This window comes from Chitinibacter sp. S2-10 (assembly GCF_046530675.1).
GTDB lineage: Bacteria > Pseudomonadota > Gammaproteobacteria > Burkholderiales > Chitinibacteraceae > Chitinibacter.
The window spans coordinates 1025549-1045115 of the sequence record NZ_CP172558.1 but is presented as its reverse complement, the minus strand read 5'-3'; the positions used below and the strand labels follow the sequence as shown (position 1 = coordinate 1045115).

The 19567-nt window shown below is 54.7% G+C and carries 20 protein-coding genes, 2 tRNA genes and 1 other RNA gene; 9 read left to right on the top strand and 14 right to left on the bottom strand.

All coding sequences use genetic code 11. The features are described from left to right. Positions 1-26: 26 nt before the first annotated feature. On the bottom strand, positions 27-908 hold the full coding sequence (locus tag ACG2XO_RS05070; RefSeq protein ID WP_410499735.1) for an HDOD domain-containing protein: 882 nt from the start codon (positions 906-908) through the stop codon (positions 27-29). A 169-nt stretch (positions 909-1077) separates the two neighbouring features. Here ACG2XO_RS05070 and rnpB point away from each other — a divergent pair. Continuing rightward, positions 1078-1510: RNase P RNA component class A (rnpB, locus tag ACG2XO_RS05065), an RNA gene on the top strand. A gap of 194 nt (positions 1511-1704) precedes the next feature. After that, positions 1705-1944, top strand: a complete 240-nt coding sequence (locus ACG2XO_RS05060) for a DUF2502 domain-containing protein (protein WP_410499734.1) — start codon at positions 1705-1707, stop codon at positions 1942-1944. Positions 1945-2238: 294 nt separating this feature from the next. On the opposite strand, the gene ACG2XO_RS05055 is transcribed toward ACG2XO_RS05060, so the two are convergent. Continuing rightward, entirely contained in the window at positions 2239-3177 is a 939-nt protein-coding gene (locus ACG2XO_RS05055) for a hypothetical protein (RefSeq protein ID WP_410499733.1), read from the bottom strand. A gap of 122 nt (positions 3178-3299) precedes the next feature. Here ACG2XO_RS05055 and ACG2XO_RS05050 point away from each other — a divergent pair. Further along, positions 3300-3375 (top strand) — tRNA-Phe (locus tag ACG2XO_RS05050). 147 nt (positions 3376-3522) lie between these two features. On the opposite strand, the gene ACG2XO_RS05045 is transcribed toward ACG2XO_RS05050, so the two are convergent. After that, complete coding sequence (locus ACG2XO_RS05045) at positions 3523-3948, bottom strand: ProQ/FINO family protein (protein ID WP_410499732.1); 426 nt, start codon at positions 3946-3948, stop codon at positions 3523-3525. Positions 3949-4172: 224 nt separating this feature from the next. Next, positions 4173-5111 (bottom strand): carbohydrate kinase family protein, encoded by a 939-nt coding sequence (locus tag ACG2XO_RS05040; RefSeq protein ID WP_410499731.1) that lies wholly within the window; start codon positions 5109-5111, stop codon positions 4173-4175. A gap of 218 nt (positions 5112-5329) precedes the next feature. Between ACG2XO_RS05040 and ACG2XO_RS05035 the strand changes: the two genes are divergently transcribed. The 5 genes from ACG2XO_RS05035 (at position 5330) to ACG2XO_RS05015 (ending at position 10372) form a co-directional block, all read left to right on the top strand. Next, positions 5330-6475 (top strand): GGDEF domain-containing protein, encoded by a 1146-nt coding sequence (locus tag ACG2XO_RS05035; RefSeq protein ID WP_410499730.1) that lies wholly within the window; start codon positions 5330-5332, stop codon positions 6473-6475. A gap of 162 nt (positions 6476-6637) precedes the next feature. After that, a complete protein-coding gene (locus ACG2XO_RS05030) occupies positions 6638-6976 on the top strand; it encodes a zinc ribbon domain-containing protein YjdM (protein WP_410499729.1) in 339 nt (112 codons plus the stop codon). A 136-nt stretch (positions 6977-7112) separates the two neighbouring features. Beyond that, positions 7113-9161: a B12-binding domain-containing radical SAM protein gene (locus ACG2XO_RS05025; protein WP_410499728.1), complete on the top strand. Its 2049-nt coding sequence runs from the start codon at positions 7113-7115 to the stop codon at positions 9159-9161. Between the two features lie 66 nt (positions 9162-9227). After that, positions 9228-9455, top strand: a complete 228-nt coding sequence (locus ACG2XO_RS05020) for a VF530 family DNA-binding protein (protein WP_410499727.1) — start codon at positions 9228-9230, stop codon at positions 9453-9455. 128 nt (positions 9456-9583) lie between these two features. Beyond that, positions 9584-10372, top strand: a complete 789-nt coding sequence (locus tag ACG2XO_RS05015; RefSeq protein WP_410499726.1) for a hypothetical protein — start codon at positions 9584-9586, stop codon at positions 10370-10372. 59 nt (positions 10373-10431) lie between these two features. Here the strand turns inward: ACG2XO_RS05015 and ACG2XO_RS05010 are convergent, their stop codons facing one another. From ACG2XO_RS05010 to ACG2XO_RS05000, 3 genes are all read right to left on the bottom strand, one after another. Continuing rightward, the gene (locus ACG2XO_RS05010; protein ID WP_410499725.1) at positions 10432-12501 is read right to left on the bottom strand and encodes a carbohydrate-binding protein; all 2070 of its coding nucleotides are present in this window, start codon (positions 12499-12501) and stop codon (positions 10432-10434) included. A gap of 237 nt (positions 12502-12738) precedes the next feature. Then, positions 12739-13383 carry a thiol:disulfide interchange protein DsbA/DsbL gene (locus tag ACG2XO_RS05005; protein WP_410499724.1) on the bottom strand — a complete coding sequence of 215 codons (645 nt, stop codon included), beginning with the start codon at positions 13381-13383 and terminating at the stop codon, positions 12739-12741. A 47-nt stretch (positions 13384-13430) separates the two neighbouring features. Continuing rightward, complete coding sequence (locus ACG2XO_RS05000; RefSeq protein ID WP_410499723.1) at positions 13431-14099, bottom strand: SPOR domain-containing protein; 669 nt, start codon at positions 14097-14099, stop codon at positions 13431-13433. 261 nt (positions 14100-14360) lie between these two features. On the opposite strand from ACG2XO_RS05000, the gene ACG2XO_RS04995 reads away from it, so the two are divergent. Beyond that, a tRNA-Thr gene (locus tag ACG2XO_RS04995) sits at positions 14361-14436 on the top strand. Positions 14437-14660: 224 nt separating this feature from the next. Here ACG2XO_RS04995 and ACG2XO_RS04990 read toward each other — a convergent pair. From ACG2XO_RS04990 to ACG2XO_RS04960, 7 genes are all read right to left on the bottom strand, one after another. Beyond that, entirely contained in the window at positions 14661-14870 is a 210-nt protein-coding gene (locus ACG2XO_RS04990) for a hypothetical protein (protein ID WP_410499722.1), read from the bottom strand. A gap of 49 nt (positions 14871-14919) precedes the next feature. Next, positions 14920-15714 (bottom strand): DNA adenine methylase, encoded by a 795-nt coding sequence (locus ACG2XO_RS04985; RefSeq protein WP_410499721.1) that lies wholly within the window; start codon positions 15712-15714, stop codon positions 14920-14922. Next, positions 15662-15859 carry a Com family DNA-binding transcriptional regulator gene (locus ACG2XO_RS04980; protein WP_410499720.1) on the bottom strand — a complete coding sequence of 66 codons (198 nt, stop codon included), beginning with the start codon at positions 15857-15859 and terminating at the stop codon, positions 15662-15664. Before ACG2XO_RS04980 ends, ACG2XO_RS04985 begins: the two co-directional genes overlap by 53 nt. Before the next feature lie 257 nt (positions 15860-16116). Then, positions 16117-16620, bottom strand: coding sequence for a DUF4376 domain-containing protein (locus tag ACG2XO_RS04975; RefSeq protein ID WP_410499719.1), 504 nt, complete (start codon positions 16618-16620; stop codon positions 16117-16119). A 14-nt stretch (positions 16621-16634) separates the two neighbouring features. After that, positions 16635-17924, bottom strand: a complete 1290-nt coding sequence (locus tag ACG2XO_RS04970; RefSeq protein ID WP_410499718.1) for a hypothetical protein — start codon at positions 17922-17924, stop codon at positions 16635-16637. 1 nt (position 17925) lies between these two features. Beyond that, complete coding sequence (locus ACG2XO_RS04965) at positions 17926-18498, bottom strand: YmfQ family protein (protein ID WP_410499717.1); 573 nt, start codon at positions 18496-18498, stop codon at positions 17926-17928. Further along, on the bottom strand, positions 18498-19565 hold the full coding sequence (locus ACG2XO_RS04960; RefSeq protein ID WP_410499716.1) for a baseplate J/gp47 family protein: 1068 nt from the start codon (positions 19563-19565) through the stop codon (positions 18498-18500). The genes ACG2XO_RS04965 and ACG2XO_RS04960 overlap by 1 nt, the downstream gene beginning before the upstream one ends. Positions 19566-19567 lie beyond the last annotated feature (2 nt).

The window sequence follows — 19567 nt, the reverse complement described above, 5'->3', positions numbered from 1 at the left end:
TTGCGGAGCAATACCCGTGCAAGTAATTAATCGGCATTAATCAGCCGTGCCGCCGCAGGCTCTACGCCATACCAATACCAGTGACGCGCGGCGTCCAGCGCGACATGCCTGATCCGGGCGTACATTTCGTCAAATTCGCGATTGAACATGGCCGCACAGTTTTTCAGGTCGTCCAGAAAATACGGGCTATCCCAGCCGCTTTCCAGATGACGCGCCATCCCAACGGCCAGGTTGACGATATACACCCGGGGCTCTTCGGCAAAACCATCGTCCATCAGGTGCAACAAGGTGCGGGGCAATGCCCATTTGATCACCAGCCCCTGCTGGATCTGGTTGATTTTGCAACCCAGCAATTGTCTTTGCACATCTTTGCTGCGCAGAGTCGGATCGGATTGCAGTTTGAGCTGCATATCGAGCATCTGCAAAGGAATACTGAGCCAGAGCAAAATTTCGGCCGTATCGTGCAACAGCGCCGCAGTCATTACTTCGTTCGGGTCAATATCGCGGCGATATTCGCTGAGCATTTCGGCGATCCGGCCCGCCAGAAAAGCGCGCGAACAGGTGCGGTGTGCACCGTCGATCATCACTTTCTGCCCCTGTTCTTCCAGATTGGGCAAGGCGCCAAATAATCTGAAAAAACCCGACACGCCGATCATCAGCAACACCCGTTCTATTGTCGTGACATCGGTCAGCTGGCTGCTTTTGCGGTTGGTCTCCAGATAGCGCAGCACGTTGAGCGTCAGCAAGGGATCGTGTCGGATCAGTTGGCCAATCTCGTGCAGGCCAATATCGTCGATCCGGCTGCGATAATCCCGCATCGCCTCGTGGGTATGCGCCAGAATCGGCAGCGGCTGGGCCGACAGATAATCAATCCACTGCTGCAGCTCGGTAAAAGGTTGGTTTAACATGGGCGCTCTTTGTCTGTGGGCGAACATCTGAATTACAGCTTAGCTTAAAACCTACTCTCTTATCGGCGCTGGCCGGCCAAAGTTGCATGCGCCGACTGATCTTGGCGCAGAAGTATCACTTAATGGATAGCTTGCTCCGCCTCGGTATTGCGCGGATAATCGCCAGCGCGAAGCGGGACAGACCATCGCTGCTGCCAGTGTAATGCTGGCGGGGGAGGAAAGTCCGGGCTCCATAGAGCAGGATGCTGGCTAACGGCCAGGCGGCGTGAGCCGACGGAAAGTGCAACAGAGAGCTGAACCGCCATTGTTTCGGGTTGAACCGTGGATTGAGACCATGGGAACTGGGGCGATGGTAAGGGTGAAAAGGTGTTCCCGCCTCACGGGAAGCCCCGCAAGGGGTCGGTAAGAGCGCACCGCGGCGCTGGTGACAGTCGCTGGCAGGGTAAACCCCATTCGGAGCAAGACCAAGCAGTAGGCGTTGAGGTTGCTCGCTGAGTCTACGGGTAGGTTGCTTGAGCGCGTCAGTAATGGCGCGCCTAGAGGAATGATGGTCACGGCTGGCAACAGCCGGACAGGACCCGGCTTATCGGCCCGCTTCGCCCCTTCTATTTCTTAATACTCGCCGATGTATATTAATCAAGCCATTGATGAACTTGGCTTTGAGCGAGATACCCCATAATAATCAGATGTGCCAAAGATAGTTTCTGATCGACCATCATGAATGGATGATCGGCCATTGCCAAGTCGCTCGCTGTGCCTTAAATTTGCGCCTGTCTTTCAATCTCCGAGCTGTTTTATGAAAAAACTATTGCTGATTTCTTTGCTGGGCAGCCTGCCGATGTTTGCGCAGGCGCTCGATATTTCGATTGATGGTGCAACGATCAAAACCGGCAGCACCACGATTCGTTTTGGCGAGCAGGACAAACGCGGCTATTACTGGGATGGCAAAGTCTGGCGCGATCCGGATTATTGGCACCAGCATCACGGTAAAGGCAAGCACTGTCCACCGGGACAGGCCAAGAAAGGTCGCTGTTAAGTAGGAGATGTTCCCAATTCGTATTGATGCGGAATTCGTAGAGCTGCCTCTTTCCCCCCTTCGCCGAAGGGGGGTTAGGGGGGATTTCTGCATGATTCAAATTGCATTTGGCAACTTAATCATTGCCAAATCCCCCTTAGTCCCCCTTTTTCAAAGGGGGAAATGACTGCGGCAGTACATCGTTTTGTGGCTTTTCTACGTGGATGTTGATATGGCTGACCACATTCTCAATATTCAACACACATTGAGAATATTACCGTTAAGTAATGGGTATTTGAACACAGAGCTTTTCCATCAAGGCTTGCGTTGAAATACCCATAGGCCGGCGCGCAATTCGGGTGGCAAGATCAAGCGGCTTAAATCCGCGCGCTCCTGCCAGTCAAAATGCGTTTGCGCCTCATAATCGGCCCAGTTGCCGGTCAGAAAACGCGAATGGCTGCCGATCACGATATAAGTCTCAACGCCACGCTGGCGGAAAATCTGCCGCTCGAATTGATTATTCGACGGCGGCCAACTGCAAATCACCACTTGCGGCTTGAAACGTTCAATCGCGCCAATTGCGTCAAAGCGCTGCACTTCAGGCGGGTATTGCACGACTTTTTCCCAGCTATAGTCATCAGTCGGCGTGATATCGACACCGCTGGCGGCCAGAAAGCGGCTTAAAGTCCCGTCGCCAGCACCGACTTCGACCACGCGACGTGATCCGATCAGCTCGGTCAGACCCGCAATCAGCTCGCGGCTGTAAAAACACCAGATACCGCGTTTCTCGACCAGCGGCATCAGGCGCCGTTTTTGCCACAGCAAAGGCCAGATCAGTCTGAATGCGCTCATCGACACCGGCTTGCGCACCAGGTCTCGCTCGAACAGCAGTTTTTGCGCCAACAGGCCATTGAACAGATTCAACCGCACCTTGCCCGCCTTGACACCGGTCGAGCTCGAAAAAACATACTGCCGCAAGGCCTGCTCGGTCAGACGCTGGCGGATTTGTTGCGCGATAAACAGCTCGAACGCCCGTCCTTCGCGCTCGCCACTTAAAAAACGCTCACCCGGCGCGCGCCGCAAGCTGGCCTGCGCGAGTAGCGTTTTGAGTTCGGCCGGGTCACGCCGCGCAAAAGCATCGGCCAGTTCGGCGCGCACCTCGCCCCAGAGTTCGGGATACGCTTGCGCCAGCTCACTCAAAGAGGGATTGCCTTGCAGCCACTGCCAAGTCTGTGTCGGAGAAGAAGACATCATGGAAAAAAGAAATTTGAAGCATTGAAATTAACAGAAATCGCCGTCCGATAGCCAATTTTGATAAATTGCTTGACGGAAAAGCCGCGCTGGGCTTTAATAGCAACCCTTGTGACCTAGTCACCGGCCAATTAGCTCAGTTGGTAGAGCAGCGGATTGAAAATCCGCGTGTCCGTGGTTCGATTCCGCGATTGGCCACCAGATTCAAACAAAAAGCCCTATCTTCGGATAGGGCTTTTTGTTTTTCTGGCATTTTTCTGCCTCGCCTCAACACATTCGCCTGTATTTCACCACAATAAAAAAAGCCAACTCGCAGGTTGGCTTTTTAACATGGTGAAGAATCCGGATTTAGCTGCGTGAAAATTTTTGCGCGAGCTGGCTGAGCTTTTCTGCGCGCTGGCGATCTGCTTCAGCAGCGGCTTCAGCTGCCTGCTGTGCTTTGCGCTCGTTCGCCGCTTTCTTGAAGTGTTCGTGCAAACTGGTGGCAGCAAAAGTGCGTTGCTCATCGGTCACCGCATCGGCTTTGCTACCGTCCAGATTGAAACGCTCGGTCGCGTTTTGCATCACCTTCAGATAACGTACCGAACGGGTATGCATCGCCAGTGCGCTGCGCAAGACACGGCGGTTGATTTCCGGCAACTGGGCGATAATTTGTTTGTCAATCCCGATGGCCAGGGGCTGACAGTCACGCAATACCGCAAACTGCTTTTGCAATTCCTTCAACAGACCAAAAGTGGTGGGTGTAGAAGCCGGTTTGTTTTCTGGGGTGTTCATCGATCAAGCTCGTCAAAGAGGGTTTTGCTAGCGGGCATTTTAGCAGATTCATCGCTGCGACCAAGCGATTGCGATTGATGATGTTCAATTCTGCGTGAAATTTTGCCGGATGCAGCTTGCATCCGGCGATAGACGATTAGCTTTGATCAGTTTGGCATGCTCATGCGGTTGATCGGTTTGGCATGTCCATGCGGTTGATTAGTTTGGCATGTCCATGCGGTTGATCAGTTTGGCATGTCCATACCAAAGGCCGCCCGATATTGCTCGGCCAGACTGCCCTGGGTGAATTTGTGATTTTGCCCGCCACGGTGGGCGATTTTGATACTGCCCAGCAATGACGCCAAACGGCCGGTGCTTGGCCAATCCCAGCCTTGCAGGATGCCGTGCAGCAAACCGGCACGGAATGCGTCACCACAACCGGTTGGATCGAGCACTGCAGCCGCCTTGACGGGTGGAATTTCATGGCAGATACCATCGGCATAAATCGTCGCGCCTTCAGCGCCCAGCGTCACAATCAGCGCATCGACCTTGCTCGCCAATTGCTCCAGCGTCAGGCCGGTGGCTTTGCAGATCATTTCGGCTTCATAATCGTTCAGCGTTAGATAGCTCGCCAGATTGATCAATTCGAGCAGTTCATCACCGCTGAACATCGGCATGCCCTGACCCGGATCAAAAATGAACGGAATGCCGGCTTCGGCAAACTGGCGGGCGTGATCCTGCATGCCCTGCTTGCCATCAGGTGCCACAATCCCGATTTTCACCTGATCGCTGACATCGCCGACGCGATTGACGTGTGACATCCCCATTGCGCCGGGGTGGAAAGCCGCGATCTGGTTATCGTCCAGATCGGTGGTAATAAAGCACTGGCCGGTAAAGCCTTCCTGCTCGCTGATGTAATCCTGGCGGATTTGCAGCTGCTCTAGCCATGTGGCGTACATGCCGAAGTCCTGTCCGACGGTCGCCATGATCAATGGCTCGGAACCGAGCATTTTCAGCGTATAGGCAATATTGCCGGCACAGCCGCCCAGCTCGCGGCGCATTTCTGGCACCAGAAACGACACCGACAGAATATGAATCTGCTCGGGCAGAATATGTTTTTTGAAATGATCGGGAAACACCATGATGGTGTCGTAGGCCAAAGAGCCGCAAATCAGGGCAGACATTGTTTTCTCCGGTAACAGGTGGAGTCATTATACGTCTATCGCCCCGATTCGCTGCGGCCGAGATTGCACGGCGTGCCGATTGCAGCAGGGAATGGGTCGCGTCAAATAACGACGCTGATACGCTGCAATCGACCGCTCATCAGTTCTGACTTTACCCTGACTAATGCTGAAGGCATATTCGCGCAAAACCAGCCAAAACCTTACATTAGCATCGACTTATGCCTGATACCTCCTTGCCACTCTCTCTGATCGCCATGATTTGCGCAGTACTTGGCGCATTGATGCACCTTGCTCTGGCTCGCGGTCAGGAAAGCGAGCGCGGCATGGCTACGCTGGCTACCGGTGGTGCGCTATATCAGGCTGGTTGGCTGATTTGGGCAATGACCCAATTTGCCAATGCAGGCACGATGGTCTGGCTGGGCGTCTTTTTAATTTTGCTTGGTCAACTCGGTCTGCTCGCGGGTACTCGCCGCGCTTTCGCCCGCCCGGCGCTGCTAGGCTGGTGGGCGATGCTGCTTCCATTATGCTTTATCGCCATCATTGCCAGCAGCTTGCAGTTGATTCCGGCGCCATTGCTCTGCCAAGCCTTGCTGCTGGCTCCGCTGGCTTTTCAGATCGGGCGCGAAGCCTTTGTTCGGAGTAATGATGAAGACTGGAGCCTGCCGCGCTGGTTACTGGTCGGAACGACGCAGGGTTTAGCTGCCGGTTTGCTGGCGATCGGTGTTGGCGATGCGCTGGGCATGCTCGATTTCGCACCGGCTTACCTGGCTGTGCTGGCCTCGTTGACCTGTTTGCTGCTGCCCTACAGTTATCAACTGATGATTGCGCATCGTTTGCATAGCCGGCTCAGTAAACTGGTTCGTTACGATGCACTGACCGGCTTGCTGAACCGCAGGGGGATGGAAGAGCACGCCGAGCGCGAGCTGCACCGGGTACGCAAACATCAAACTTCACTCTGTTTGATGCTGATCGACATCAAGCAATTTCGTCTGGTTAACCAGCTTTATGGTTATGGCGCGGGTGATGCCGCATTGAAAAAATGCGCCCGCACGCTACGGGAAATTGCGGGAGACGATGTGTTGATTGGCCGAATTGGCGGCGAAGAATTCTGCCTCGTGCTGAGCGACAAGGACTCGCACGCCTTGCGTACGCTGGCAGTCGAAATCGAAATGGCGCTGCAGTCGCTGACCATCGAACATGGTGATCACAGTTTCCATTTATCCATCATTCTGTCGCTGGCCAAATATGGCCGTCACGGTCACACCTTCGAGGCCTTGCTCGAACGCGCCGAAAGCAAATTGCAGCTGCGCAAAGCGACTCCGCGCAGCGAGCCGATGCCGGATGGCATCACCATCACCCCTTAATCCTTGGGTATATGTATAAAAGCTTTGTTGAGCATGGCTTTTGATTAATTACCCGGTTGGGTATAAAACCTTCACGACTGGCCGTTCGCACCTTCGCGGCGCAGCGCGACGACGGGCGGCGTATAATGGCGAGCTTCTCCAACCTGTCCTGAAGGATTTCGCATGTCAAACCTGCCACCTTGCCCACAATGCGGCTCTGCTTTTGTTTATGAAGACGGTGCCATGCTGATCTGCCCGGAGTGCGCACACGAATGGAATCCATCTGAGTCCGCCCCCGAAGAAGCCGCCAAAGTCTGGAAAGACGCCAACGGGAATATCCTGCAGGACGGCGACTCGGTGACGGTCATTAAAGACCTGAAAGTCAAAGGCTCGTCCTTGGTCGTCAAGGTCGGCACCAAGGTCAAAAACATCCGCCTGATCGACGGCGATCACGACATCGACTGCAAAATCGACGGCATCGGCGCGATGCAGCTGAAAACCGAATTCGTCAAAAAGGCTTAATGACTTGTAGGGCGTATTCGGCGCGAAGCGACAATACGCAAGATTCAGATTTACCTACAATTTCTTGTGGCGTAATGCCTGCGGCGATTACGCCCTACAACTTGCGCAACGTTATTTAGTTTTCCTGGTATTCCCCATGACCGCCTTTCGAGTTTTATCGCTGATTCCGCCGATGACGCAATTGAATACGCCGTATCCGTCGACGGCGTATCTGACCGGTTTTTTGCGTTCCGAAACCGGCAGGACGGTTGGCGAAGTGGATGCGCAGCAGGCTGATCTGGCGCTGGCGCTGGTGCTGCGGCTGTTTTCCCGGCAAGGTTTGAGCGAAATCCGGCGCGAAATCGAGAAAATCCCGAAAAAGCAGCGCAGCCATCAGGTTCAGCATTTCATGCTCAACTTTGATCATTACGACGCGACGATTGCGCCGACGATCGCCTTTTTGCAGGGCAGCGACAGCACGCTGGCACACCGGATCGCCAGCCGCAACTTCCTGCCCGAAGGCGCGCGCTTTGCGCCGATCGACGCCTACACGGTTGACGACAATGACGATCCGCTGGCGTGGGCTTTTGGTGCGCTTGGCACGCAAGACCGCGCGCGCCATCTGGCGACGATGTATCTGAACGATTTGTCCGACGTGATCCGCGAAGCGATTGACGCGCGTTTCGAGTTCGTCCGCTACGCCGAATCGCTGGCGATGTCGCAGCCGACTTTTGAGCCGCTCGCTCGCGCGCTGGCCGAGCCGCACAATCTGGTCGATGCGACTTTGCACGCGCTGACGCTGGCCGAGATTGAAAAACATCAGCCCGATCTGGTGCTGATTTCAGTGCCATTCCCCGGGGCGGTATACGCTGCTTTCCGAATTGCACAAAGCATTCGCGGGCAATTCCCCGCCATCAAGATCGCGCTGGGCGGCGGTTTTGTGAACACTGAATTGCGCGAACTCGCCGAGCCGCGCGTGTTTGATTATTTCGATTTCGTCACGCTCGACGACGGCGAGCGCCCACTGTTGGCGATGATTGAACACTTAAAAGGTAAACGCTCGGCGCAGCGGTTGGTGCGCACTTTTGTGCGTGCTGATCCAGCAATTCCCCCCTTTGAAAAAGGGGGGCTAGGGGGGATTTCGACCCCGCTTGACCAGAGCAATGATCTAAACAGCGCAGAAATCCCCCCTAACCCCCCCGTCTGCCCTGTGGGTTCGGTAAAGGGGGAAGCTAAAGTGCAATATCTCAACTGGCCCGAGCCCGACGTGCCGTTTAACGACGTCGGCACGCCAACGTGGGATGGCTTGCCGATCACGCGCTATCTGTCGCTGCTCGACATGCTCAATCCGATGCACCGGCTGTGGAGCGACGGGCGCTGGAACAAGCTGACGATTGCGCACGGCTGCTACTGGAAAAAATGCAGTTTCTGCGACATCACGCTCGATTACATTTCGCGCTATGAAACGACGACAGCGGAAATGCTCGTCGATCGCATCGAAGCCATTATCGCCGAGACCGGCCAGACTGGTTTTCATTTCGTCGACGAAGCCGCGCCGCCGAAAATCCTCAAGGCGCTGGCCGAAGAGTTGCTGCGCCGCAAGGTGTCGATTTCATGGTGGGGCAATATCCGCTTTGAAAAATCGTTCACGCCCGAGCTGTGCCAGTTGCTCGCCGACAGCGGCTGCATCGCGATTTCGGGCGGGCTGGAAGTTGCTTCCGACCGGCTGCTGACGCTGATGAAAAAAGGCGTTTCGGTCGATCAGGTCGCGCGCGTGACCTATGGTTTTGCCGAAGCCGGGATTCTGGTTCACGCCTATCTGATGTACGGTTTTCCGACGCAAACGGTGCAAGACACCGTCGACGCGCTCGAATACGTGCGGCAATTATTTGAAAACGGCTGCATCCAGTCGGGCTTTTTCCACCGTTTCGCGTGCACCGTACATTCGCCGGTCGGCAAAAATCCCGAAGAATACGGCGTCGAGCTGATTCCTTTGCCGAAAGTGACTTTCGCCAAAAATGACGTCGGCTTTATCGACAAAACGCCGATTGACCACGATCTGATGGGGTGCGGGTTGAACAAGGCGCTGTATAACTTCATGCACGGCATCGGGCTCGATGAAGATGTGCGCGCCTGGTTTGATACCAAAGTACCGCGCACCAGCGTCAGCCGGCACTTTGTCAGCCGGGCATTGCAACAGAATTAATCGAGGGTATGTTTATGAAGATCAATATAGTATTAATTTACCACCATATACCAGGCAAGGTATAAGATGAGCACGCCACAGCAAAACAACCCGCAACATGGCATTACGCTTGAACAGATGTTGATCGATCTGGTCGATCATTTTGGCTGGAAAGGGCTGCACAAACAGATCCCGCTGCAATGCTTTTTTAATGAGCCTTCGATCAAATCGAGCCTGAAATTTTTGCGCCGTACGCCGTGGGCGCGCGAAAAAGTCGAGGCGCTCGATAAATTATGCCGCCAGCAAAAACGCTGAGTTCCTGAGCTGCACGACAAGTGCAGCCAAATTTGTAAGAAAAGTCATAAAAGCTTTCGATCTGGCGGCGCAGGCTTTATGATCGCATAGTCATTGCAATTTCATTTCGTTTAATTTCTTCCGGATTCATGCCTACCTATAAACCCAGCAGCGTCGATTACGTCCGTACCGAAATTGATGGCCGGCCACGTAAGTTGCTCAGTTATCCGGCCTTCGACCGCTTTAACGCGTCGATGCTCGGGCTGGGTGATCTGACGCGCGAATCAAAAGAAATTGACGCTATTGCTGCAGTGTTTGATCTGGAAGGCTTTACCCAGTTTTGTAATCAGACCGATCCGCATTTGTCGGTGCCGGGCTTTCTACATCCGTTTCTAAGCTGGCTGATGGCCGAGCTGCGCAACCAGATGAAACAGAAAGAAGAAACCGAAGGCGTCGCCTTGTGGTGTCCATTGCCTTTCTTTACCAAGTTTCTTGGTGATGGCTTGCTGGTGATCTGGGCGAGCAAAGGCTTGTCTCAGGCTGCGATGCGTAATGTCATCGCCAGTACCTGGAAAATCTGCAATAAATATCAGCATGATTTCTTGCCAACGCTGCAAAATCTGCTGCATGCACCACCACCCAGCCTGCGCTGCGGCGTCGCGCGCGGCATTGTCTATTCGGTCGGCGAAGGTCATGATTACGTTGGTTCGTGCATTAACATGGCGTCACGATTGCAAAAACTGCCTGGCGTCACTTTTGCCTTTAGCCGTAATGGTTTCGATCTGGAAGACGAGAAAACAACCAGCTTTTTCACCGACCGCATCATTACACGTGAAGTATCGGTGCGTGGCATTGGTGAATCCGAGCTGGTTTGCATCCTGCGCCGTGAATACGACAAAATGAAATCGGTCGATAAGAAATTCTATCGCGACGTTTAAAGTGCGATCTGCGACGGCAGGCAAAAAAAAAGACCCCGCAGGGTCTTTTTTGTTTTACATCACTGGCATGTACCTAGGTCCTGCCAAACTCCCCACTGCCCAGTCTGACTCGGGTTTTCACCTTGAGTCCACCATTTGGACTGATAATTGCGTCCGGCATACGAGACCTTGATTCCGCTCTGGGCATACACCGTCGTGCTAGACCATGCTGTGGCACAAGTACCTGCAGGTGTTGCGGTCGGCGCAGGCGTCACAGTTGGCGTTGCTGTTGGTGTCGCAGTCGGAGCTGGCGTTGCCGTTGGTTTCGGTGTCGCCGTTGGTGTCGCAGTCGCAGTCGCAGTCGGAGCCGGTGTAGCCGTTGGCGTTGCGGTCGGAGCAGGCGTTGCCGTTGGGGCTGGAGTGGCGGTCGGAGTCGCCGTCGCAGCCGGAGTAGCAGTCGGAGTAGCAGTCGGTGTTACGGCAGGTGTAGCTGTTGGCGTAGCCACAGTACCGGTCGTCCGCCATACTTTACCCGAGCCATCCGGACCAGAATTCGTCGCAGGATCATCGCCGACGGTATACCATTGGGCGGTATATGTTACACCACCTTTAGATACACAGGCTCCAGCCTGATACACCGTAGATGAACTCCAGGCGCTACACGTGCTGCCTGGCACAGGCGTCGCGGTAGGAACTGGGGTCGGAATCGGATTGCTGCTGCCCTCACCATTGTTCAAGCCCAAGGCCTTGATACGCGAAAACAGCCAGCCGCCGTCATCGAGCACATTCGCAGTGCCGCCAATTGACGTCGTTGAACCGCCGCCCCACAGCACCGAAAACACATTGGCTGCTTTGAGCTGGTTCAAGTGCCCGCCTTGCCAGCAGCCGGTTTCGGTTGCTGGGCATTTCAGGAAGTCTTTGACCGTCACCGCACCATTGAGCACATACGAGCTATTGGTCGGCATCGCTTTGTCGCCGTAATAGGCTTTCAGATTGCTCACGTTCGCATCGACATTGGCATCGCCGAGGATGTAAGTTGCATCGCTGCTGGCGTGGTCATTACGTGGATCGGTGTCGCCATTGACCTGCATATGGCCGCCCGGAATCTGCCACAGCATCACCGGCTTGTTACCCAGCTGTTGCGAAACCTGTTTCACATATTCGGTGAATACGCTGTAGGTCGGTGCGTTATACAGATAACCGCCTTGCAAGCCGTTTTGCGCCATCGTCGAGAACACATCGCGTTCCCATTTATCGAAAGCGATAAAGTCCGGATTCATATTGGCTTCGGGGTTGCCATACACTTTCATTTGCTGCAGGAAGTCTTTCACTGCTGTGGCGTGTGGCGTAATCAGGCTAGGGTCTTTACTGGCTTGGTGCAACCAGCCGTGCCCGGTCAGATCACCGGCCCAGACGTTGTAATGCCAGCCGTAGGGAATATTCGGACCAAATTTGCGTACCAGCCAGTTGAGCGAGCGGATGTAGTTCGGCAATGTGGTGCCGCCAGCCATAAATTCAGCAGGGATGTCGGCTTTGTTCAGACCCAGATAGTCAAAAGCTTCATTCAGACCACTGGCGACCGGAACGGCGTAATCAAACGGCGTCGGGCAATAGCCGGGCTGGCAGGATTTGTGCATTTCGCCGAGAAAATCGGGATTGAGCAGCAAGGTCGCAGGAACCGGGTGCTTGGCATCTTTGTAGCTTTCCAGCTGCTTGAGAATGCTGATCAGATTGATGTAGTGATTGCGCAGATAGTGTTTTTCACTGTCATTGCTCAGATCGAGCTGAATAGTGTAATGGCTCGAGCTGCCGTCGACGGTGTAGAACACGAACGTCGGCATAAAGGTTTGCCCTGGCAGATTGCTTTCCATGGCGCGGATATACTGCATCAGCTTGGCAACCTTGGTGTCGGTGGTCAGAATCGATTCGCGATCACCGTCACCACCTTGACCGGCATAGCTGAACAGGGCATCAACCGGACGCTGTTGCAGCAAGGGTAACTCGGGACCGCCGTTGATCACGCCACCCATAGAAATTTTACTGCTTGACCAGCCGGGCACGGCTGCCAGAACCGGCGTCAATACTTGGCTGCTCAATACCGCAGCTAAAACTGTAGCGCGAAAAATCCCGCCTTTGAATTTGCTATTCACCGTCGCTCTCCTCTAATTTTTTTACTTAAATTGAAAGACTTAGCTGCTCTGGGTGCACGAATGCCAAAGGCAGCAGCCGAACACTATCAGCTATCATTTCAATGAGCTAGCGTTCATCAGCGTTTGTTACTGTGCTGATATGAAATTAGTTATCTCTTTCACAAATAGTGATCGACGGCCATTGGCGGGACAAAAAAAAGCCACCGTATTCGGTGGCTTGAGCGAAGCAAATTCGAGTTATTTGCTGGCTTTTTTAGCTGCTGGTTTGGCGAGCAATTCGTTAATCACTTTAGTGACTTCATCGCCTTCGCCGCCTGCCATTGAAGGGCTGGTGACCCATTTACCATTGACGATGAACATAGGCACACTATCAACCGCATAGGTTCTGGTCATTTCAGACAGTTTGTTCAATTGCATCTTGGTCGAGAAGCCATTGTAATTGGCTTTGAATTTCGCCAGATCAATGCCCTGTTTTTTCACCCAGTTGAACAGCACGTCCTCTTTGCGCAACTCGATTCTTTCTTTCTGGATGGCGTTAAAAACGGCGATCTGATGTTTCTTGGTCAGCCCCATGCCTTCGAGTGCCAGAAAAATCTTGGCGTGACCTTCCATATCACTGCGACCATCCCACATCACATGCACACGGCGGAAATTGACCGAGGCGGGCAGTTTGGCCTCCCATTTTTCTACCGAAGGCTCGACAGCCGCGCAGTGCGGGCAGCCATACCAGAAAAACTCGATGACTTCCTGCTTGCCGGCAACAGCAAGTGGCTGCGGCTTGGCCAGTGCTTTGTAATCCTTGCCTTCGGTAATGGCATACGTCGTACCTGCAGCCAGCAGGCTGACTGAAATAAGCAAAGATTTGATCCAGTGTTGCAACATATCAGCTCCATATTGGCCACGGGTGGCCATGTTATCAACGAGACAAATTACTTGACGGCGGTACTGTCAATGCCGTTATTTTTCAGCAAATTACGAATTCGCTCCAGTTCGGCCTGATCATGAAACGGCCCGACCCGAACCCGGTGCCAGATACCTTTATCGGCCACTTCCGAAGTTTGAATCCGTGATTCAACGCCGAGCAGAGCCAGCTTGGCTTTCAGATTATCAGCGTCATTTTCATTCTGAAACGCGCCAACCTGCAAAACGCCGGGTTTGGCAGGCACAGGACTGGCCACGGGAGCAGAAGCCTTGGGTTTGGTGGTCGGCGCACTGCTTGGTGCAGACTGAGTTTTTTCGGTAGCTTCAGGCAGCATTTTATAGAAGTCAAACCGGTCTTCACTGGCGTTGGCCGCATCCGGTTTGCTCGCCGCAGGCGGAACCGTCATCACCGGGACCGCCGCTTTGCCATTGCCCGGCTGCAAAATTTCGGGCGGCGTAGTTGCTGTTTCCGGTGCGCTGGCCAGCATATCCGATGGCGGTGTTTGATCTTTGCTAAAAGGATTGCCGCTGTAATTGAGATAAACGGCGACTGCGACTGCAATACCGATTCCGACAAACAGCCCGACCATCAGACCAGCCCATAGTGAATTACCACCAGATTTGGCACTACTTGAACGACTACTTGAACGACTTGTTTTCTTCATGTCGCGGCTCATACTTTCTCCGGTGCGCGAACCTATATGCAATACGCAATGCTACAAACGTGAGCCGTGATTCTACCCCGCTGGTACGGCTTGTCCAGTTGAACAAGTCTCCTTGCCCCGAGAATGCAATTGAGCGCGGTTTTTTTGCATTAACCTCGCCGCTTAGTACCAGTGAATGCCAGCGTCCGAGCAGATTCGGCCACATTAAATTTTAAAAAAATGCATCGCGGTACTTGCCTAAATCAGGCGCTCTGGTAGAATGCGCAGCTCTTAGCCGATGTAGCTCAGTTGGTAGAGCACCTGACTTGTAATCAGGGGGTCGCGAGTTCGATTCCTGCCGTCGGCACCAGTAAAATCAAAGGGTTAGCACGCAAGTGCTGACCCTTTGTGCATTTAAAACGATTTATTGCTGTAATTTTGCTGTAGTTGGAAAAATATTTCCGATTTTGTAGCGTGTCGCGATTTTTGTCACCGTTTGGCGCTGCAATTGTCATCTAGCCCGCCGCGCGAATTGCGCGATGATTGTCACAAGCCCCGCCATTGCGGGGCTTTGCTATTGCAGGGCGTTAAAACTCAACCAAGATGAAACAGGATGTCCACTCCGTTAATTGCAATTGCACCCCGTTCATCGATGTAGCCCATTAGTTCATCATTAGGAACGCTGTAGATTTCCTTACCTTTAACACGCAACCGAGCCTTACCATCCAGTCCCCGTAGGCACTCGCCGTCAAAAGAGCCAATTGGATTCATCGCTTTATCATAAGCAGGTTTTGGGCTAGCCATGGTCATCTCCTCAGTCAAAAATTCAATGTAGCAGAGTTCTGTGCGTCAATTAAAACAGGCCACCCAGATCATCTGGCACCCAGTTCATGATGATCAGCTCCTTGCTGGTCTCTGGTGCGCCGTGGGTGTTGGATACACTGTATTTGATGCCCAGCTCTTTCATGTGGAACTCTGCGAAGCAGGCGCGGATGTCGGGATGGTCGTTGATGCTGATCATCATCTTGCCTTTGCACGTCCGCATTGCCTCGGCAAGCAGCTCGTATTGCACCCACTCGAACGGCACGCCGTAGCCCTCGGTTTGCCAGTACGGCGGGTCGGCGTAGAAGAAGGTGTGCGGCCGGTCGTATTTCTTCAGGCAATCCAGCCAGCTCAGATTCTCGACGTAAGTACCTGCTAGACGCAGATGCGCGGCGCTCAAGTTCTCTTCGATGCGGCACAGGTTAATCGGTGAGCCGGTCGTGGCAGTGCCGAAGCTTTGGCCTTGCACCTTGCCGCCGAAGGCATGCTGCTGCAGGTAGTAGAAGCGCGCGGCGCGCTGGATGTCGGTCAGCGTTTCCGGCTGAGTCATTTGGTGCCATTTGAAAACCTGCCGGCTACTGATAGCCCATTTGAACTGGCGAACAAACTCTTCCATGTGGTGCTGCACGACGCGATAGAGATTAATCAGCTCGCCATTCACGTCGTTGAGCACTTCGGTCTTGGCCGGAATATGGCGCAGAAAGTACAGCGCCGCACCGCCGCAAAACAGCTCGACATAGCAGTCGTGCTTGGGAAAAAGAGGGATGATCAAATCAGCCAGACGACGCTTGCCGCCCAGCCACGGAACGATGGGAGAGGCTTCCATCGGTGACTCCTTGGTGCGGCGCTCGTTGGCGCTCTTGATTATCGAAACGATTCAGCAGCCCGCAACGCGGACATTTGATATTGAGGATGCTATAGCGGCCTTCAGCGAGTTTTCTGTTGCACTGGCCGCAACGAATGTTGCACATGCTGCAAGTCCCTTTCATAGGTGACAAATATCCCGCTAAACTGCGCGCTCTTCTGCAGAAGATGGCGGCCTCGGGATGACTTGCAGGTTACAGCTGCGGGTCAGCCGTCCGGGCGGGTGCTTCAACACTCGCCCGGTCGCTGTTCAGATTCGCCGGCATCAGGCCACCGGCAGGCCAGCGTTTTACATATAACCTCCTGTGCATCCAATTTGCTCTTTTCTGGTTGGAGCGGTCACCAACTAGGGCGCTACAAAAAACTAAGCTGGCCAGCCTGCGGACACGTCATAGGCATCAATCGCGGCTTGATCAGACAAGGTCGCGATTGCCGCGCCATGCCCCGCCTCAGCCATGAACGCCGCATCGACATGCTGCTTCACGGCCAGTGCCACAGCCTTCAGCTCATCGCCCGTCACGGCGCGAAACTGTCCGTCGGCGAACTTCCAGCCCTGAGGCCAACTACCGAGCAACTGTCCGGTCACAATGGCACTGGTCAGCACTGAGCGCGAATCACGGTCGGTAAATACCGGAATACCATTCCAACTCGTTCCAGCGACCTCAAGGTCATAGCGCATGCTGGCAATGGCAGCAATGAGGCTTTCTTTCGTAATTTTTTCCGCATCGATGGGCAAAGGCTGATTCCCTTCGGCCAGCCACGCTTCATAGTCATCCCACCAGCGATGCCCATGTGGAATTTTGGTGTTATCGTCGAGGCGAATCACCTCGTTTGGGTTTTCGGTCAGTTGGTATTTTGCTGCTGGCATGATTGCCTCCCCGCTTAAAGTTCGTTGTCCGCCGCCCAGTTCACCGCGCAGCTATTCCCCGCAATCGTGCCTGTTGGCGAAGTACCCGCAATACCGAAACCACACTCAGTGATGTTGTTAGCCGCACAGCCTGAAAAGTCACTGTTTGCCTGCAAGCTTCGCACTTGCGAGTTGTTTGCTGACGGGTTAAAGAGCGTCACGGCGGACAAGGCGTTACGCTTATTCACCTTGAACGTGAAATTTCCGACGACCATCATCTGACCAGCTGCGCCCGGCTGTGGCAGATAGTTGGTGAGACCTGCGTTGTTCGCCGGCGCGGTCGCAAGGGGGAAGCTTTTTTCGTAATATCGCTGACAAGCCGCCAATTCCTTGTCAAATGGCCGAAAATCAAATGAGGTCGATACCGTGCCCGGTTCGATCTGCGGCATGCTGTACGTGCCACCGCTAAACCGTAGCGTCGCATTGGCATTGGCTGGCAACACAAACGTGCCACCTTTCGCAACGTCAACACCATTCACTTTTGCGGTGGCTGTACCCGTCCAGTTCAGCACGTATGTACCACCAAGGACATTCAATCCTTCAATGACCTGCTCAACACCGCCAGCCGGCGCGGTCATTACATTCACAGCACCGTTTGCAACCCAGCTCAAATTCTGGCCGGATACGACCACGCGCCAGCGATCCAGCGTGTACTGATTTGCCGCCGTCGTAGCAGCACCCGAAACATAGCCGCGCTGATTAAACGTGCCACCCGCATTGATCAGCAGATTGCGGAAAGATAGACCGCCGGCAGAGCCCATCCGTGATACTAGGTCAATGCTGCTTGCCGGATTGGTCAGCACCCACTTCCCAAGTGTCGCCGACCAGACCAATAGCAGCGGATAATTCGCACCGGGAATATCTCCCGGAACTAACGGCCGATCAGCGCCTTTGACGATGGTTTTGACGCCCGTCGCAGTCGTACCCAGCGTCAAGTTGAGTGTCGGTGCAGTGGTCGCATTGACTGCCGAAGCTATCACCAGAATGCTCATTCGATCCGTTAATGCCGTCAGACCGCTATTAGCCAAAGTCATCGTCAAAGCGTCGGCGGTGCCGCCTGCTGCACCAGAGGTCAGCTTGCCGGACTGGATCGCGGTTAACACCTGATTCTGCGCAACGTCAGGCGCAATGCCGGCAGCAGCCTGAATGCTCAGCAGCTCACCCTGCACCCCGTTCAAAAAGGCGGCGGTCAGAATAGTACCCAGTGTCGCTGTGGCCGGATTGCCATCGTGAAATAGGTTGTCAGGGGTATCAATTGGCAGCATCTCAGCTTCCTTGGTACGCGAAGTCGACAAATGTCCATGCCGGCTTCAGGTCAGTAAAAACGGCTTCGATGACTGGATCACCGAAGGCCAACAGGCGTTCACCCGAGCAACTTACACCCGCCCGACATTGGTACAGCAGGCCAGTGCTGCCAGCGGCAACATGCACGCGCCAGCACCAGATCACGTCGTGATGGTTGATCGCATCGCCAGCCCGACTGGTGCCGACGCGAAACGGCTGCGGCTCTTCGATGGTGACTGTGTAACCCAGCCCGTTAGCCAGCCGGGTGAAATATGGAATATCCAGTCCGCCGGTTTCGGCCAGCTTGGCCAGCACGGCTTGCAAGCGTTGTTGGTAGCCGGCATTCGCGGGCGGCGTAATGCCGCAAACGCGCTCCCAGCCAGTGATCATTTCGCCTGCGCCGAATGGCGTGATCGCTGCCAGTACCTTGTCGCTGTAGGCTTGGGCGTTATCCAGCGCCTTGCCCTCGGCTGTCAGCTCGGCCGCAAGGCGCGGCTGGTTCGGTTGATAAGCAACCGGCGGCAACAATCTGGCGAGCAGCTCGGCGTGATTCATCACATCAGCTCCACGGTTACCGCGCCCTTGCGCAGCCATTCCACCTTGGTCGCGTCGACGACTGGCGCGACGTTGGCGGCTGGCAGCGTGATGTGCGCATCGGAAATGCCAGGCAGCGCCGTGATCTGTCCCTGCAGCTTGTTCACGACCAGCGTATCGCCGGGTGCGAGCGCAGCAAAATAGTCGGCGATCAGCGCGTTGATCTGCGAGGTCAGTGTGACCAGTGTGTAGCCGCTGACCAGCGTGATTTGCACGGTAATGTCCTGCAGCTTTTCGGTCGGTGCAATGACAGCTGTATTCTTGCCGGTAACCGGGCGAATGTCGTCAATATGCGCTTGCACCGCAGACAGCACGGCGGGGGCAGGCAGGCTGTTATCGCCAGTGATGACCGCATCGACGGTGCCAAGCCCGCGCCGTAGGGGATACACGTAGGCCGCAGTGACGCCGTCGACCTCCAACGCCCAGCGTTTGAAATCGTATTTGTTGCCACCCGCAGGCGGGTGACGGATCAACTCCAGCAGACGGCCAAGCAGATTGGCATCGCTTTCCGCTTCGGTACCGCCGGTAATGCCGGCACTGACCGCATCACCGGCAACGCCCAACGGCGGATTCTGGAATATCAGCGGCTCGCCAACGGCCAGATCGCCAGCCGATCCGGCCAGCTCGGCACTGACGCTGACTGCGACAGAACCGACCGCACCGATCACGGCCGGGGCGCTGACCAGATAACGACGGCCATCGGCATGCTGCAGTACGCTGCCGGCCGGAATCGCGATGCCAACTTGCCCGGTGGCGGTGATAGTACCGCCCGCAGCAACTGCGCCTTTGCGCTTGATGCCGCGCACACGGCAGTGGTTTTCCAGTTGTTCGGTATCGGCCGTGTCCGGAAAAATCTGGCGCACGATCCACGCCTGATGTTCATACAATCCGGCAATTGACGAGGCCATGCCGGCCGCCCGGATTGCCCAGTCGCTATCGCCAGCCAGTCGCAGCTCGGGAGCCAGATTGGCCAGATCGCGCAGCAAAGCGGCTTCAATCGTCTTAAAGTCAGGAATCACAAACGGCATGC